This window comes from Streptomyces sp. NPDC001903 (assembly GCF_042891345.1).
GTDB lineage: Bacteria > Actinomycetota > Actinomycetes > Streptomycetales > Streptomycetaceae > Streptomyces.
This window is the reverse complement of record NZ_JBIASZ010000020.1, coordinates 124714-139633: the sequence shown is the minus strand read 5'-3', so window position 1 is coordinate 139633 and position 14920 is coordinate 124714. Positions and strand designations below refer to the sequence as shown.

Annotated in this window: 13 protein-coding genes and 1 pseudogene; 8 read left to right on the top strand and 6 right to left on the bottom strand. The window is 69.9% G+C overall.

Annotation, left to right across the window (positions count from 1 at the left end):
- Nucleotides 1-164: 164 nt before the first annotated feature.
- The 4 genes from ACFYZS_RS33520 (at nucleotide 165) to ACFYZS_RS33505 (ending at nucleotide 5180) form a co-directional block, all read left to right on the top strand.
- On the top strand, nucleotides 165-1223 hold the full coding sequence (locus tag ACFYZS_RS33520; protein ID WP_389021001.1) for a polyprenyl synthetase family protein: 1059 nt from the start codon (nucleotides 165-167) through the stop codon (nucleotides 1221-1223).
- A 68-nt stretch (nucleotides 1224-1291) separates the two neighbouring features.
- On the top strand, nucleotides 1292-2668 hold the full coding sequence (locus ACFYZS_RS33515) for an MFS transporter (protein ID WP_389020998.1): 1377 nt from the start codon (nucleotides 1292-1294) through the stop codon (nucleotides 2666-2668).
- A gap of 245 nt (nucleotides 2669-2913) precedes the next feature.
- Nucleotides 2914-3990 (top strand): hypothetical protein, encoded by a 1077-nt coding sequence (locus ACFYZS_RS33510; protein ID WP_389020996.1) that lies wholly within the window; start codon nucleotides 2914-2916, stop codon nucleotides 3988-3990.
- A 134-nt stretch (nucleotides 3991-4124) separates the two neighbouring features.
- Nucleotides 4125-5180 (top strand): hypothetical protein, encoded by a 1056-nt coding sequence (locus tag ACFYZS_RS33505; protein WP_389020994.1) that lies wholly within the window; start codon nucleotides 4125-4127, stop codon nucleotides 5178-5180.
- A gap of 584 nt (nucleotides 5181-5764) precedes the next feature.
- On the opposite strand, the gene ACFYZS_RS33500 is transcribed toward ACFYZS_RS33505, so the two are convergent.
- The 6 genes and pseudogenes from ACFYZS_RS33500 to ACFYZS_RS33475 form a co-directional block, all read right to left on the bottom strand.
- Nucleotides 5765-6079, bottom strand: coding sequence for a hypothetical protein (locus ACFYZS_RS33500; protein ID WP_389020991.1), 315 nt, complete (start codon nucleotides 6077-6079; stop codon nucleotides 5765-5767).
- A 93-nt stretch (nucleotides 6080-6172) separates the two neighbouring features.
- Nucleotides 6173-6277 (bottom strand): annotated as a pseudogene (locus tag ACFYZS_RS33495) (HNH endonuclease); the annotation flags it as partial.
- Between the two features lie 130 nt (nucleotides 6278-6407).
- Nucleotides 6408-7436 carry an ATP-dependent DNA ligase gene (locus tag ACFYZS_RS33490; protein ID WP_389020988.1) on the bottom strand — a complete coding sequence of 343 codons (1029 nt, stop codon included), beginning with the start codon at nucleotides 7434-7436 and terminating at the stop codon, nucleotides 6408-6410.
- 808 nt (nucleotides 7437-8244) lie between these two features.
- Nucleotides 8245-8868 carry a peptidase inhibitor family I36 protein gene (locus tag ACFYZS_RS33485; RefSeq protein ID WP_389020986.1) on the bottom strand — a complete coding sequence of 208 codons (624 nt, stop codon included), beginning with the start codon at nucleotides 8866-8868 and terminating at the stop codon, nucleotides 8245-8247.
- A gap of 664 nt (nucleotides 8869-9532) precedes the next feature.
- Entirely contained in the window at nucleotides 9533-9955 is a 423-nt protein-coding gene (locus tag ACFYZS_RS33480; protein WP_389020983.1) for a YidB family protein, read from the bottom strand.
- Between the two features lie 352 nt (nucleotides 9956-10307).
- Complete coding sequence (locus ACFYZS_RS33475) at nucleotides 10308-12296, bottom strand: hypothetical protein (protein ID WP_389020980.1); 1989 nt, start codon at nucleotides 12294-12296, stop codon at nucleotides 10308-10310.
- Between the two features lie 462 nt (nucleotides 12297-12758).
- On the opposite strand from ACFYZS_RS33475, the gene ACFYZS_RS33470 reads away from it, so the two are divergent.
- The 4 genes from ACFYZS_RS33470 to ACFYZS_RS33455 all read left to right on the top strand — a co-directional run bounded on the left by ACFYZS_RS33470 (nucleotide 12759) and on the right by ACFYZS_RS33455 (nucleotide 14899).
- Complete coding sequence (locus ACFYZS_RS33470; RefSeq protein WP_389020977.1) at nucleotides 12759-13010, top strand: hypothetical protein; 252 nt, start codon at nucleotides 12759-12761, stop codon at nucleotides 13008-13010.
- 317 nt (nucleotides 13011-13327) lie between these two features.
- Nucleotides 13328-14182 carry a hypothetical protein gene (locus ACFYZS_RS33465; RefSeq protein WP_389020974.1) on the top strand — a complete coding sequence of 285 codons (855 nt, stop codon included), beginning with the start codon at nucleotides 13328-13330 and terminating at the stop codon, nucleotides 14180-14182.
- Nucleotides 14183-14315: 133 nt separating this feature from the next.
- Nucleotides 14316-14648, top strand: a complete 333-nt coding sequence (locus tag ACFYZS_RS33460) for a DUF6233 domain-containing protein (RefSeq protein ID WP_389020971.1) — start codon at nucleotides 14316-14318, stop codon at nucleotides 14646-14648.
- Between the two features lie 23 nt (nucleotides 14649-14671).
- Nucleotides 14672-14899, top strand: coding sequence for a hypothetical protein (locus tag ACFYZS_RS33455; RefSeq protein ID WP_389020968.1), 228 nt, complete (start codon nucleotides 14672-14674; stop codon nucleotides 14897-14899).
- Nucleotides 14900-14920 lie beyond the last annotated feature (21 nt).

Sequence of the window (14920 nt, the reverse complement as noted above, 5' to 3'; positions counted from 1 at the left end):
GATCACGTGTTTTGCGGCTGTGGTGTGCGCCCGCGCGCTTGCCGTACGCGCTGTACCCGGGGGGCCTGCGCCGTGCTTCATGAGCCTGTCCGGCCGGGCACTTCAGGCGTCGCTTCCGATCAATGACGCCACTTCGCTGCACGTGGGTCTCGGAGGTCTTGTGCATGTCTGTCATACCCCGGCCGTTAGTTCCCCAACGGCTCGCTGAGTCTCGGTCGGTTCCCTCACCGCCTGCGAGTGGCGGTATCGATTCCCTGGAGGGGCTGCTGGCGCAGGAGTTCGCCCGCCGCTGGCCCGAGAACACGGCCGGACTGGACGCGGTGCACCGGTACGCGCTACTGCCGTCCGGAAAGCTGCTGCGGCCCCATCTGCTGGCGCGCTCCGCGCTGGCTGTGGGCGGGAGCCTTGACGCGGTGCTGCCGGCGGCCGTGGGTTTTGAGGCCACGCACACCGGGAGTCTGCTGCACGACGACATCATCGACCAGGACGCGGTCCGCCGAGGGCGCCCCGCCGTGCACACGGCCTTCGGCCCGGAGATGGCCATCGTTGCGGGAAACGCGCTGTTCTTCACCTGGTTCGCCGCGCTGGCCGAGTGCGCCGCGAACGGCATACCCCACGGGCGGATCGTTGCGGCGATGGAGATCCAGGCGGCGGCGGGCCAGCAGATCTGCCGTGGTGTCGCCCTCGAACTCTCCCTGGTCGGGAACCTGGAGGCGTCGCCGGAGACCTATCTGGATATGGCCCGGGCCAAGACGGCCGTGCTGTTCGAAGCCGCCTGTTCGGTGGGGGCCGTCCTGGGCGGCGGCGAGGAGCGGCAGGTCGCGGCGTTTGGTGCGTTCGGCGACCATTTGGGCTGCGCGTTCCAGATCCGCGACGACCTGCTGCCCTACCGCAAGGACGTGAGGGGCGTGGGCAAGCCGGCTGACAGCGATCTGCGCAACCGGCGCCCCACGCTGCCGGTCCTGCTCGCTCACCGTGACGGTACGCCCGCTCAGCGGGCGGTACTGCGCGACTGCATGACGCCCGGGCTCGAGCAGCGGGAAGCTTTCGGGCGGCTGGCCGGAGTACTGCACGCGACCGGGGCTTTGGAGAAGGCCGAGCACAACGCCCAGTACCACGTCGAGCAGGCCCTCCGCGCGCTGGCGCAGATCCCGCCCGGTGCCCACCGTGACGCACTGCTGGCACTGGCATCGGACGGCAGTCCTGTTGCGCGGTCCGCATGAGCAACCGCCTGCAGACTTCTGCCGGCGTCGGGCCGGTGCGGCCGTGGGTGGCGACGGGTGTGCTGTGTATGGGGCTGTTCGTGATCGGGGTGGACATCACCGTCCTCAACGTCGCCGTCCCCTCGCTCGCCGCCGCTCTTCGTCCCGCGCCCGGAGTGCTGGAGTGGATCCTCGACGGCTACACCCTCACCCTGGCCTGCGGGGTACTGGCGGCGGGCGCTGTCGCCGACCGGTACGGCCGCAGGCGTGCCTTCGCCGGCGGGCTGGTGCTCTTCGCCCTCGCCTCGCTCGCGGGAGCCGTCGCGGCGAGCGCGCCCGTGGTGCTGGGCGCCCGCCTGGTGATGGGCGCGGGCGCCGCTCTGGTGATGCCGGCGACGCTGGCGACGATCAGCACGCTGTTCCTGCAGCCGCACCTGCGCAGGCGGGCCGTGGCCTGCTGGGTGCTCGTCGCCGGCCTCGGAGGACTGGCCGGGCCGCTGCTCGGCGGGCAGCTGATCCAGCACTACGGCTGGCGGGCGGGTTTCTGGCTCAACCTCCCGGTCCTCGCCGCCACCCTGCTGGCGTGCCGGTGGGTCCCCGAGACCCGGGAACCCGACGCGCCGCGCGTGGATGTCCGCGGGGCCGCCTTGGCTGGGGCGGCCTCGCTGGGGCTGGTCTTCGCCATCATCCACGGGGGCCACCACGGATGGGGATGGCCGGTCGCTCTCGCGCTCACCGCGAGCCTCGCCTGCGGTGCCGGATTCGCGGGGCATGCCCGCCGGAGCCCGCAGGCCCTGTTGCCCAGCGGGCTGTGGCGCACGGGAAGGTTCAGCGCGTCGGTGGTGGTACTGGCCTGCACGGCGTTCTGCCTCTTCGGGGCCCTGCTGATGGCGACCTTCCACGCGCAGACCCGGCTGGGGGACTCCCCGGCATCGGCGGGTGGGCGCTTGCTGCCGCTCGCGGCCGGCATGGCCCTGGGGGCTGGGATCGCGGCGGCAGCCGGGCCGTGGTGGGGCGAGAGGATCGTGACGGTCGGCGGAATGCTGCTGATGGCCGCCTCCTACCTGCCGATCGCCACAGCCTCCGACGTCGGTGCGGGCAGGCTCGCCCTGTTCCTGGTGGCCGCCGGCAGCGGTGCCGGCCTGGCCGCGCTGCCCGCGACGCTGGCCGTACTGGCGTGCGTGCCCGCAGGCCGGGCGGGCATCGGCTCGGCCGTCAACGACGCCACCCGCGAGATCGGCGCGGCCCTCGGCATCGCCGTCACCGCCGCCCTCCTCACCGGCCCCTACACCACCGGCAACATCGCCGAACAGAACACCGCACTCCAGCAGACGGCCGCCGTCTCCAGCGCGGTCGCGCTCCTGGCCGCCGCGGCAGCCGGCGCACAGCGGAGCCGAGCCGCTGCATCAGCCGATCCAGCGGTCAAGGAGACGACGCCTGTATATGGAAGCGCACCCCACCGCTGAACCTGCCCCTCGGCCGGTGCCGAAGCCCCCCGGCCCCAGCGGAGGTGGTGATTGCCGAAGCCACCTCGAACCCGGTCACCGATCGAGCAGCCGCCATCGCGCGCTGCCCTGGGCCAGTGCCACGCCCGGCGCCTCGCCGACGAGCGCGTGACCGGGCCCCGTACAGACCAGGCCCAACCACACGCCAGCGTTCATGCCCACGCAGCGGTCCAGGCCGTTACCCCCCTGCGGCAAAGGAGAAAACCATGAGCTCTCCCGTCCTGTCCGACAGCGGATTCACGCACCTGCTGTCCTTCTACTGTCCGCTGCCCGCAGAGGTGTGCCCCGAGACCGAGCGCATGCGGGAAAGGACCCTGCAATGGGCGCAGCGGTTCGACCTCGGCCAGGGGGACGCCCAAAGGACCCGGATGCTGGCCCTGAACTCCAGCGTCTTCTCGGCCCACATGTATCCCCACGCGACGGGAGAGCTCGGGCAGGCGCTGTCCGACTACGGTGCCTGGGCCTGGATTCCCAACGACCTCACCGGGTCGGGCCGGCCTGTGGGCGACATCCTCGTCGCGCTGGGACGCTGGGAGAGCATCATGTGCTTTCCCGACTCCTCCCCCGAGTCCGCCAGTCCCGAGGACTTCGACCTCTTGGACCTGCCGCTGCGCGAGGTGTTTGCGCGGCTGCGGGACCTCATGACTGCCGTTCAGTGGGAACGCTTCCGCAGCGAGCAGCAACTATGGCTCTACCAGATGGCCCGGGAGGCCGCCCTCCTGGAGCGCGGCGTCACCCTGTCGGTCAACGACTACCTCGTCATGCGTATCGGCGCGGCCGGCGGATTCGCCGCCTCCGGCTACATCGACGCCGTCGAGGGCATCGAGCTCAGCGAACGCCAGTGGGCCCGGCGCGACGTCCGCGCCGCCACCGGAGCGGCCGTCCTCGTCGGCGCCCTGGACAACGACCGCTACTCCTACTACCGCGAGCACAACCTCCCGGTGAAGAAGCAGAACCTGTTCCACGCGCTCCTCGGCGAACACCCCGGCGACAGCGTCGAGGAGGCCGTGACCAAAGCCGTCGCCATCCGCGACCGCCTGATGTCCCTCTACCTGAGGCTGCGCGAACAGATCCTCCAGGACGCCCCACAAGACCTGCACCGCTATATGACCGGCCTCGACCTCGTCGTCAGCGGCAACATCAACTTCGGAATGAAGACCGCCCGCTATCTCCTGCCCGACTCCCCCTACACCGTCAGCCGCGTCGACAAGCCCAGCGACCCCACGCCCGACCCGCTGCCCTACCCCGCCCTCGCCTGGTGGTGGAACCAAGTCCGCTGCTGACACGACACGCCGAGGACCTAGGGCGAGGTCACTCGCCGCGGCCCGTGCATTGCTGTGACATTCCGGGCCCACCGCCCCCGTACCCGACCAGGCACCACAGCCGAGTCGTTCAGAGCCGCTGCAAAGAGGTAGAGATGTCCACGAACGCCTTCTCCGAGCAATCCCCGCCGGTCTTCTGTCCGCTGCCGTCGGCGCCGTATCCGCCGAGCGAGGAGCTCATGGGTGCCTCGGCCGAATGGCTGGGCAGGCTGAGCCCGGGCCGGACTCCGGAAGAAACCAAACTGCACGCGGCGATCGGTGCCGGACTGTCCGTGTTCTTCTTCCCCGAGGCCCCGCCGGACCGCCTGCTGAGCATGAGCAAGTACAGCGCCTGGTCGTACCAGCTCGACGACATGATCGACTCCGGACGGCTGGGCTCAGCATCCGAATTCGCCCCCGTGCTCATGGCCTTCGCACGCATCATGGAAGCCCCCGAAGCCCGCCTGCTGGGCGACATGCCGCTGGCCGTCGCGATCGCCGACGTCTCCAGAGACCTGCGCAGCTGGACGACGCCCGTGCAGATGGCACGCTTCACGGCCAGCTTCCGGCAGTGGATGAACGGATTCGTGTGGGAACTCTCCCTGCGCGAACGCGCCGTGCCCGTGAGCGTCAACGAATACCTCGCCGTACGCGTGCTGGCCACGGGCTCCCCCAACGCCGTCGACATGGCCCTGATGTGCGCCGGCCTCGAACTCCCCGAACACCAGATGGCCGACCCCACCCTGGTGGCGGCACGGGAAGCGGCCATGGCCGCCGCAGCGCTGGACAACGACCGCTACTCCCGCGCCAAGGAAGACCACAGCGCCGAGGAGAACCTGGACATCTTCGACGTCATCCTCCAGCAGAACCCGCACCACACCTTCGAGCAGGCGCTCACCGAGGCCGTGGCACTGCGCGACCGCATCATGGCCTTCTACCTGAACCTGTCCGCACAGCTGCGCGAAAGCGCCGAGGAGGGCCTGCTCGGCTACCTGCACGCCCTCGATCTCCTCATCACCGGAAACCTGGACATGGGCGCCACCCACGCCCGCTACCTGACCCCGGGCTCCCCGGCAGCCGACTTCCCCCGGACGGACAAGCCCAGCGACCCCGACCTGTCCCCGGTACCCGTCCCCACCTTCGCCTGGTGGTGGGACCACCTCGCACAATGACCGCCATCCCAGCCCGCCCCGCCGCGCCGCGCCGCGCCCGCGGAACCGTGCACGTGCCCACGCCCGCCGCGCCATCGGTGTGGGTCCTGGACGGCCGGACCCGTGGGCGGGCCGCCGCCGTACACGCCGAGGGGTGCCGACTGGCCACCGACCCCGCGGTGCCATCCAGAGCATCCCCCGCCCGGTCAGCCGGCAGCCGCCGCCGGACCCTCGCCGAACCCGGGTACGTCTTCGAGCCCCACCTCCAAGCGCAGCCGCTGAAACGGAGCGGGTGGCGGTAGACGCCGCCGTGGTCGAGGGCGCGATCCGCGCTGACCTCGGCGACCAGGCCGGGGTGGACGAGGGGGGTTTCGAGGACGTCGTGGCTCCCCCACATCGCCTGGAACTTCGCCCCCGTCCACGGATGCCCGGGCGTGGCCGCGGTCAGGTGCGCAGCCCGTCGGCATGAGCCTTGGCCGCTGCTCCAAATGGCCGTGGCAAGGGACCTCCACGACCGTCCACGCGGCCCGGGTGAACCGACGGCCGACGCGGGGCGCCACCGTGGCAACAGCACCCCCCGAATGCGCAGACCGCGCCGTCAGCAGTCAGCGAACCTCACCCTCAGGCGCCGCCTCCTGCAGGTACCTGTTGTAATCCCCCTTCATACGAGAGGTCGACACCACCGGGACAGCCGGGGAAGCCACCAGAGCGTAGGCGCGGGCAAGTTCCACCAGCGCCGATGCAGCCTGCCCCGCAGACTTCTCCACCACCAACTGGGCTTCCGCGCCGATGGCGCGCAGCAGGGCGTCACGGGCGTCCGCCGCGGCCGGCACCTCGGTCACCGTCACCGCCGCCGGGATCTGCTGCACGCCGTCACTGACGCCGGACTGCTCTTCGATGGTGGCGGGCTGGTCAGCCATAAGTGTCTCCAAGGATGCGCACACGGTTGTGGATGATCAGCATTCCGAGACCACCCCAGGCCAACAAGGGAAGAAACGGGCCAACTGGCCTGGAGCGAGGGTGAACACGACGCCGCCAGTTGACCCGAGGTCGTTCGCGTACGCCTCCCGACGCGCCGCCGTCCAGGCGGAAGCGCCGCTGTCGAAGGCGGCGGCCACGACAGCGGACCGCGTCATGATCATCATGGGCCGGTTGTACCGGCCACCGCACCATCAGCAACAGGCAACCCTGGCTCCGGTTCAGCGCCGGTTCACCGGCGAAACGCCACTGCACCCGACCCCAGTCCGGTCAGCCTGCGGCCGCCGCCGGACCCTCTCCGAACCCGGGTACGTCTTCGAGCCCCACATCCAGGCGCAGCCGCTGGAAGCGGAGAGGGTGGCGGTAGACGCCGCCGTGGTCGATGGCGCGGTCGGCGCTGACCTCGGCGACCAGGGCGGGGTGGACGAGGGTGGTGTCGAGGACGTCGCGGCTCCCCCACGTCGCCGAGAAGCGCACACCCTCCCACGGGTGCCCGGGCGCGGCCGCGGTGAGGTGCTCGGCGACCTGCCGGGCGGCGTCCGGGCGCAGCGGTACGGTCCGGCCGACGGCGCGTAGTCGGCCGTTCTGGTCGTGGCGGCCGAGGACGAGGAGCTGCGGGCGGGTCAGGGTGCCGGTGATCGCGCCGACGATCGTCTCCGTGGTGTCGCGTCTTCTGATCTTGGTCCAGCCGCGGTATCCGGGCAGATAGCGGCTGTTCAGAGGCTTGATCAGGATCCCCTCCACCCCGGACACGTCCGTCCAGGACTCCAGCCACTCCCGCGCCGTGGCCAGGTCCATCGTCTGCGGGCAGAGCGTCCACGGGGCCGTCAGGGCGTGCTCGGAGAACAGGTTCTCCAGCAGGGCGCGCCGCTCGGCGTACAGGCGCGCGAGGAGCTCCTGGCCGTCCTGCTGCAAGAGGTCGAAGGCGACGAAGTAGGCCGGCCACTTCGCGGCGAGGGCCAGGGCGCCGCGGGCGCGGGTCGCGGCCCGGCGCTGCAACGCCTCGAAGGACAACCGGCCGGCCTCGGTGTCCCAGACGACTAGTTCGCCGTCGAGGACCAGGCCGTGAGGCAACTGCGTCTCAGCGGCCGCCACCAGGTCCGGCCACCGGTCCTGGACCAGCGCTCCGCGACGGGTCTGCACCAGCACCGTGCCGCCCGGGCCGGCCGCGGTGAACAGCAACGCCCGGTGACCGTCCAGCTTCTGCTCGTACGCCACCCCCGCCCGCAGTGCCGCCGGACCCGGCACGGCTTCCGCGGCCTGCGCCAGCATCGGCTCCACCGGCGGTCTGAGCGTCACGGAGCCTCCCTCGCGGCTTGTCGGCCCCCTCTTCCAGGGTCCGCCAGACCAGCCGGAGGCGGCTCTGCAGGACGGCCGTCGCATCATCCATCCGAGGGGCGCAGCGGGCCCGTCTAAGGCGCCCTGCGGGGTGTGTGCGGCACGGTGGCGGCATGCGTCGCTGGTCCCTGCCTCTGCTCGTTGTCGCGCTGCTCGCGGCCCCGGGATGCGTCACCGTCCATCCCGCACCCGCGCGGCCCGCCGGGGCCTCGGCCGTCACGGTCCCGGACGACCACAAGCACCCCGTCGACCCCCGGCGCGCACGGCCGGACACGGAAGCGGCCCTGCCCCTCTCGCCCATGCCCGAATCTGCGGCCCCTTCGGCCGGCGCCGTTCCGGAGGCCGGCCGTGCTCCCGCGCCGGCCCGTCCCGCGCCCGCGGCCCGCGAGGCGGCCGCCGAGACTCAGCCCGCCCGGCGGACTCCCGAGCGCAGGACCGAAGGCCCCGTACGGCCGCGCCGGACGACCCCTCCCCGGACTGGCATGCGCGCCGCCGCCAAGCCCAAGCCCAGGAAGGCGAAAGGGCCGAGGCATACGCCCGCACCGCACCGCCCGGTACGTACCCCAGGGGCGGGGACCGCGGACATGAGGAAACTGTGCCGCGCCGCGCACGGCGTCACCAGCCCTACCGTGGCCGCGCTCTGCCACCAGACATACGGGTGACCGAGCGCGCTAATTGACACAAGTGGGCAAGTAGCGCGCTCAGCCATGTGTGGCAGCGCCGGGCCGGCGCCTCTACGGCTTCACCCCAGCAGGGCTACGAGGCCCACCTAGGCGGCGGGCACGGCGGGCACGGCTGGCACGACCGCCGTGTGCCCCGCCGGCAGGAAGTGCCCCATCGCATGGTTTTGACCCCGGGTATCGAGCGGGGCCTTGTCCAGGAGGAGTGAGCCGACGTGGTCGTTCAGGTTCACGGCCTGGGGCTTGTAGTTGTACCGGTACGTACCCTGCTCCGTGCGGCTGTAGGAGGCCAGGCGGCCGCCCCACTCGCTCGTCACGTCGAGGCTGGGGAGCTTCTCCGCAGGGGCCAGGGCGATGACGTCGGCAGACTCCTGGATGGTCCACTCGTTGCGCAGGGTCACGGTGTAGGCCTTGGTGTTGTTGAAGGCCGAGCGGCCCTTATGCGCGGGCTGCCTGTCCTTCAGGTTGTACTCGACCTGATCGGCGGCGCCGTTGTTGCCGAACAGCCAGATCCGGGCCGGGCCGGAGGCGTTGTACTGCTCATGTTCGTAGAGGCACAGGTGCGCGGTCGGGCAGGCATCCAGGCCCTGGGCCGTCTTCACCCGGATCTCCGGGGTGGGAGCGGCGGCGGGGGCGGCGGTGCTGTTGCCCGCCAGGGCCAGGGGCAGCGCGGCAGCAGCGAGGACGCCGACCAGCACGATACGGATCTTCATGCCCGACCTAACCGGACCGCGCCTCTCACAGACACGGACACGGACAGCCGAGCAGACGACGCCGCGCTAGCGCAGGTAGGCCGCCCAGATGTGCCGGGACGCGATAGTTGGGACCACGAGGGTGTGGTACCTGGCGGTTCAGGCCTCACGGGACGTGCTTGTTGGCACCGTCGGGATAGGATTCTTGGCACTAACGGCGTCTTGGCCAACCGATCTGTGACTGCTAACGAGGCGCTGACCTGGGGTGACGACATCTCGCGCGGTCAACCGTCATCGGTGGTACCAGGATGCGTGGCCAGGTTCCAACTAGCGTGTCCCAGCTCACCAGAACTCTGATCCACGGGCCACCTGCGGGCCAACTATCACGCTCAGGGGCCAACTAACGTGCTCAAGGGCCAACTGTCTCGCTCAGTACCTGTTCCTAATCCCCGTATCCGCAGGTCAGGGCACTGATGCGGTGAGTCGGCAAACCGGAAGCGTTCGCCGAACGGTCACAGTGACCGCTCGGCGAACGGAACTTCTGGGGAGTCTGAGGCCGGTGGGGCAGAACGCATCGGTGATCGCGATCACTTTGGCCCAGGCCATCCCGATGACCACAGGAATAGGCCGTCTTCTACGGCCCGGGCCTTGGGACGCCACGCCCCGGGCGAGGCGGATCCTCGACCTATACCGGGGGCACGGCGTCGAACATCATCGTCACGGCGCCGGTGTAGTCGCCCGGCGTGAAGCTCGATCCCGCCGCGGTGATCCTCAGCGGCGCCCTGTAGTTGACATCCGATTCGGCTTCCCCGACCACGAGCTGGGGTGTCTGCGTCAGTTCCTTGTTGTTGAAATCGACTTTGAGATCGATCACGGAGGCGCCGCCGATCAGGCGGGGGAGCGCTTCGGCGAGGACCGCAGCGACCTGGCCGGACTCGAGTCCGAGGGATTCGGCGGTCCGGGCGAGTTCTTCCTCCCCGACGGCCAAGGTGATCTGTTCGGCGGTCACCGGCTCGTTGGGCCCGGAGCCGATCCAGGACTGCACCTGAGTTTCCAGACCGGCGTCCGCGAGGTCCTTCACGGGGATCGACAAGGTCGTCGGCGTCACTGCGCCGTCGTTTACGGGATCTGTCATGACGGGATCCCTTCCCACCGCCCGACCGTCCGAAAGGTCCCTTCCCGCCGACGGCCGAACCTGGACGACCTACCGCCCACCGACCGGAACAACCAGCTATGGCACTGGCGTGGCACCTGACCCGCAGCAACGGCCGATCCGCCGGCGACGAGGAACCGGGCGAGTGTGCGGGAGGTTTCACCGTCCCAGACAACGATCGGGCGGCCGCCGAGCTTCGCGGCGAGGTTGCGGCCCGCGGTCGCCTCGTCGAGGGCGTCGGCGGGCATGCCGCAGGTGCGAAGGTGCCGTGGGCGACGGTAGGCGCGAGGATCCGGTTGCCGGCGGGTCACCAATACAGGCGGTGGAGGGTGCCCTCGTGCCAGGCCAGCGCAAGGCCCTTTCGGACGGGAATGGGTTCGACGGTGGTGGCCTTGTGTCCGGTCTCGTCGTAGACGCCCGTGTACAACTTCGGGGGGAGCCCCATTTCGGGATCTCCCCCGCCGACGTTGGAGAAGGTGATGATGCGTTCCACGGGCTTGTCGTGTGCCCCGTGCTGGGCAACCACCGCGAAGGGCGGTGCCTGGGTGCGCACGAGTTCGTGGTTCGGCTCCTCCCTCCAGTCCGTCCCGGCGGTCGTGCAACTCATGGTCTTGTAGTATCCGCCGAGACTGTCGTAGAAGATCCAGATACGACCCTTGTACACCGTTGCAGCCGTGCCGCCGGGACCGTGGTCGATGACGCGGTAGGCGCCGAGTTCGGACCAGCCGGTCCCACTGTCGGGATCCAGGCGGTGGATACGGAGCCAACCGCTTTCGCTGTTGATCAGAGCGGTCTGCCGACCGATCGCCAGGAACGCGCATTCCTCGTTGGACCCGACGCTGCTTTGCTTCGCGGGGAACTCGACCCACCTGTTTGTGGGGTCGATGCGCGCGGTGTAGCGGCTGCCGCTGATCCAGGTCAGGAAGAGTTGGCCGTCGTGGGTGCCGATGTTCACCTGCTCCTCCGCGCGGATCACCTGCCCGAGGGCCCCGACGACGGGCAGGGGCTCGGCCCAGTGTTCGCCGTCGTAGTGGGTCATCTGGATGATGTTCGAGGAGTCCTTGTACACCACGTACAGGGTGTCGATCACCCTGTCTTCCTCCTCCGGGTCGTCCGCCGGGCGTGTTGTGCGCAGGGAGGTCATGGAGGGGCGGCTCGCGGACACCAGGTGGGGGATCTTCACCGGGGTGGACCAGGTGTCGTTGTAGAAGATGGAGTGGCTCAGTCCGGTGGCGATGACCGGACCGAAGGACACCTCGATGGTCAGGGTGTGCTTGCCGCCGCGGCCGCCGTCGAAGACCAGGTCGGATTGCCCGCCGTTCGTGCCGGCCATGCGGGCCAGCGCGCTGCGGGTGTAGGCGACGGTCTTCTCGGCGACGAAGTCGTCCTTGTTCAGCGACATGATCCAGTTGACCAGGGCCGCGGTGGCCGCGACCACCGCCATGAACACCGCCTCCCAGGTGGGGCCTTCCTCCAGGGCGGCCTCGGCGAAGTTGCGGGCGATGTCGGCCAGTACCCTGCGGACCTGGCTGGGGCTGCTGTGGTCGGCCTCCCACACCTGGGTGTGGCCGATCATGAACTTCTCGGCCGCACCCTTGAACCAGTACGCGTCCGTCCCGAAGTCGCGCACGCTGCCGGTGGAGATTTTGCCGTACTCGGGGGACAGCGTGATGATCTGCACCTTGGTGTCGCCCGCCGACGCCGACATCCAGTAGATCTCGTCCCTGCCCACCTCCCCCGACGACTCACGGTCGCAGCGGAACTTCACGAACCGCACCCGCGCCTCGTAGACGTCGTCCACCTCGAACTCGGTGCCCTTGACCGGGGCCCCGGTGACCACCACCACGTTCTCCTCACCGGTGAGCACCCCGCGGCCCAGGTCCTCGACGTCGACCTGCCGCACGGTGGGCAGGTCGGCGACCTCGGCCTGGATCGCGGGCAGCAGCGCGCGCACGTCCTCGACGTCCACGCCCTCCTTCAGCGACCGCTCGGTGATCAGCGGCGGGAACAGCGAGGCCGCGCCCGCTCGGGAGGCGGGCTCGGCGTAGATCCGCCCGAACTCCGCCAGGGTCTCCTCGCCGAACAGGTACGCCAGTTGGTCGGTCAGCCGCTGTTCCAGCGCGGTCAGCTCCAGGCCCTGCTCGCGGCGGGCCGCGCCGTGCAGGAGGGTCCCGATCAGGACGTTCGCCGCCGGGCTCTGCCGCAGCCGGCGTCCCTCGCGCGAATCGACCCCGGCCCCGGATAGCTGCTCGCGCAACCGCGCGGCGCGTTCCGGCGAGGTAAGGACAGTGGACATAGGGCCTCCCGCTGACGTCCGCGATGACTGGCGACACGAGGGAGGAGCCGCGCATACTGCGCCGCCCACCGGTCCACGCCCTCGGCCGCTTGCGTTCAACGACCGGGAACCGCACCCCCGATATTGACAGATTGACACAGCATGATCACTGCGGGTAGTCGGAATGCGGTCACGATCACCGGCAGGCCAGGCCGCGTCTGCCGGCGGGGTCGACGCCGCAGGCGTCGGCGTGTCCCGCCCACCCGAGCCGACCGCCACCCCGCGCACGGTTGGCCTGATCCCGATGCGCGCCCGGTGATGCGCGAACTCCTCGACCTGAACAAGGCGCCGGGGTCTGCATGACACAGCGCCCAGACTGCCAGGGACGACCAATCGGAGCGCACCGCCCCCCTCAGTCACACCACCGCGATGACGGGAGCGTGGCACTCGCGGAGAAAATCGAACACATGTTTCACTAAGGGTGTGAGACCACCGTTCCGTTTCCCCGAGGACCTGATCACGCTCGAAAGGGCGTGGCAGCCGACGTACGCCGACCTCGCGCAGGCCAGGGCCGGTACGACCGTGCTGCGGCGCCGGCTGATCGCCCTCTCCGGAACCTTGTGCACCCACCCCTACTGGGCGGCCCCCGCCGCCTGGCGGGCCGGCGGCGTCGAGCTGCGGCGCGCCGCCCGCACCCACACCTCCGCCCCGGCGGAAGGGGAGGCAGCAGCATGAGCGAGCAGACCACCGCCAAGCCCCGCCCTCAGGTCGTCACCTGGGCTCCCAGCCAGACCGGCCCCTGCACCCGGTGGTCAGTTGACTGCACTAACGCGGTCTGCCAGGGGCTCCGTCAGCAGAAAGTTTGCCGTGACGGGTTCGAGGATCAGGGTGGCCTTGGCTCAAGCTGTTAAGGAGGCACGCCTCGTTCTCTCCGACAGCACGCCCGCAGCGGCGCTGAGACGGACGAAGGGAGGGGGACGTTTCGTACGCGCCCACGACAGCCCGGCGTGTCCCACCTACCTTGGGCATCGGGGTGGGGAAACCATGAACGCGTGCTCGCCTCTCTGCTCCCCGGCATCCGGGAGCTCCGCACTCCACTGGCCACCGGCTACCTTTACCTGTTGACGCTGTTCTTGATAGTGGCAGGCAGCATCCCGACTAGAGCCGAAGCGCATGAACCCCTCAGCCTGCTCTACAACGTCGTGGAATGGATGGGGAAGCCAGCGGCGTTCGCTGCCGGCACTTTCGTCGCCTACCTCCTGGGAAGCGTCTTGGAAGTCCACGCCATCACTGTCAGTCGCGCCTTGTGGGCTCTTCGTAAGAGGTACTGGCTGCCTGACCGGCGGAAGCTCAACCACGTGTTGGAGTCACAGGCAGGCAGGAGCCAATGGAGGGACCTGCCCGGCGACAGGCCTCACGACAATCCCTTTCTGCATCTCATGGCTGCCCAGGAAGCGCTGACGAAATCAGCTGTGGATACCCTCGCGGCGTATTGTGCGGACAGGCTCGGGCGTCCCGTCAGATCAAGCCGGACTTTCGCTGAGGCACTGGCTCCTCTGATCGGAGATCTGCCTCAGTTGCGTACTCGACTGCACGCAGCGAGCAAGGATCTATATGGGGACTACGACCGTCTGGCTGCCGAGGCCGATCTCAAAGTGAACGTCGGAGCCGCGGCCATCGTCTTGAGCGTCCTGGCAGCCATCCAGGTCGAGCCGTGGTGGGCTCTTGTATGCGGCCCGATGATGCTTCTCATCTACCGCGGCCTCTCTCTAGCCCGGCAGGCCAACGACGTCCTCGTACAAGCGATCGTCACAGGGGTCGTGCAGTCGCCCAAGTTTGATGCGTATATCGCCTCTGTCTTGGGAGACTCCCAGCGCGAAGACCCAGCACGAGACAGCGATTACTAGCCTCGCACGCCTGCTCACCACCTCCGAGTTGGTGCAGAGAAGCCACGCTCCGACGTGCCGGTACGGAGTCGGGGCCTCGCCGCTCTGCGCGGCGTGCAAGGCCGCACGGCAGGCGCAGTACGGGGGCTGAGCGGTGTCCGAGCTCCCGCCTGACCTGCCGCGTCTGCGCACCGTGGTCCACTACCTGCGCCTCGAGCTCGTCCGCGCCGAGCGGGCGCTGAACACGGCGGAGGAGCGCGAGGCCCTGGCCGCGCGGCGCAGGCCGCCGGCCGAGCCGCCCGCGTGGTTGATCGAGCGCGGTATCGGGGCGGGCCGGCTGCCGGTCCGTGTCCAGGTCGGGGGCTGCTGGGACAGCCGAAAGCGCTGCGCCCCCATCGGTACCGATCAGGCGCGGCGGGCGTTGGCCGAGGGGATTCCTGCCTGCCCGCACTGTCGCCCCGACACCGCCCTCGGGATGCCGGAGTGAGCGGGCGTCCGCAGGGTGGAGGCATGCCCTCTGACCTGCGCATCGTCGTCTACCCCTCGGATGCCGAGGGCGGGCGCCGCGTCCGCGTCGACGGGGAGATCCTCGGCCGCGCCCTCGGCCCCGGCGACCTCCTCGAATTCCTGCGCCGCGCCGACCTCGACCCCGACGACGTCCGCCTCGACGACGAGCTGCTCATCGAGTGGCGCGGCGGCGGACCAGCAGTGTGGAGCCCGGACACCGGCCAGGAGTGAGCACAGCAGCGGGCCGCTAAC

Excerpts from the sequence above, each read along its gene's own strand:
- ACFYZS_RS33520 (WP_389021001.1), top strand. The coding sequence starts at position 165 with ATGTCTGTCATACCCCGGCCGTTAGTTCCCCAACGGCTCGCTGAGTCT.
- ACFYZS_RS33515 (WP_389020998.1), top strand. The coding sequence starts at position 1,292 with ATGGGGCTGTTCGTGATCGGGGTGGACATCACCGTCCTCAACGTCGCC.
- ACFYZS_RS33510 (WP_389020996.1), top strand. The coding sequence starts at position 2,914 with ATGAGCTCTCCCGTCCTGTCCGACAGCGGATTCACGCACCTGCTGTCC.
- ACFYZS_RS33505 (WP_389020994.1), top strand. The coding sequence starts at position 4,125 with ATGTCCACGAACGCCTTCTCCGAGCAATCCCCGCCGGTCTTCTGTCCG.
- ACFYZS_RS33500 (WP_389020991.1), bottom strand. The coding sequence starts at position 6,079 with ATGGCTGACCAGCCCGCCACCATCGAAGAGCAGTCCGGCGTCAGTGAC.
- ACFYZS_RS33485 (WP_389020986.1), bottom strand. The coding sequence starts at position 8,868 with ATGAAGATCCGTATCGTGCTGGTCGGCGTCCTCGCTGCTGCCGCGCTG.
- ACFYZS_RS33475 (WP_389020980.1), bottom strand. The coding sequence starts at position 12,296 with ATGTCCACTGTCCTTACCTCGCCGGAACGCGCCGCGCGGTTGCGCGAG.
- ACFYZS_RS33455 (WP_389020968.1), top strand. The coding sequence starts at position 14,672 with ATGCCCTCTGACCTGCGCATCGTCGTCTACCCCTCGGATGCCGAGGGC.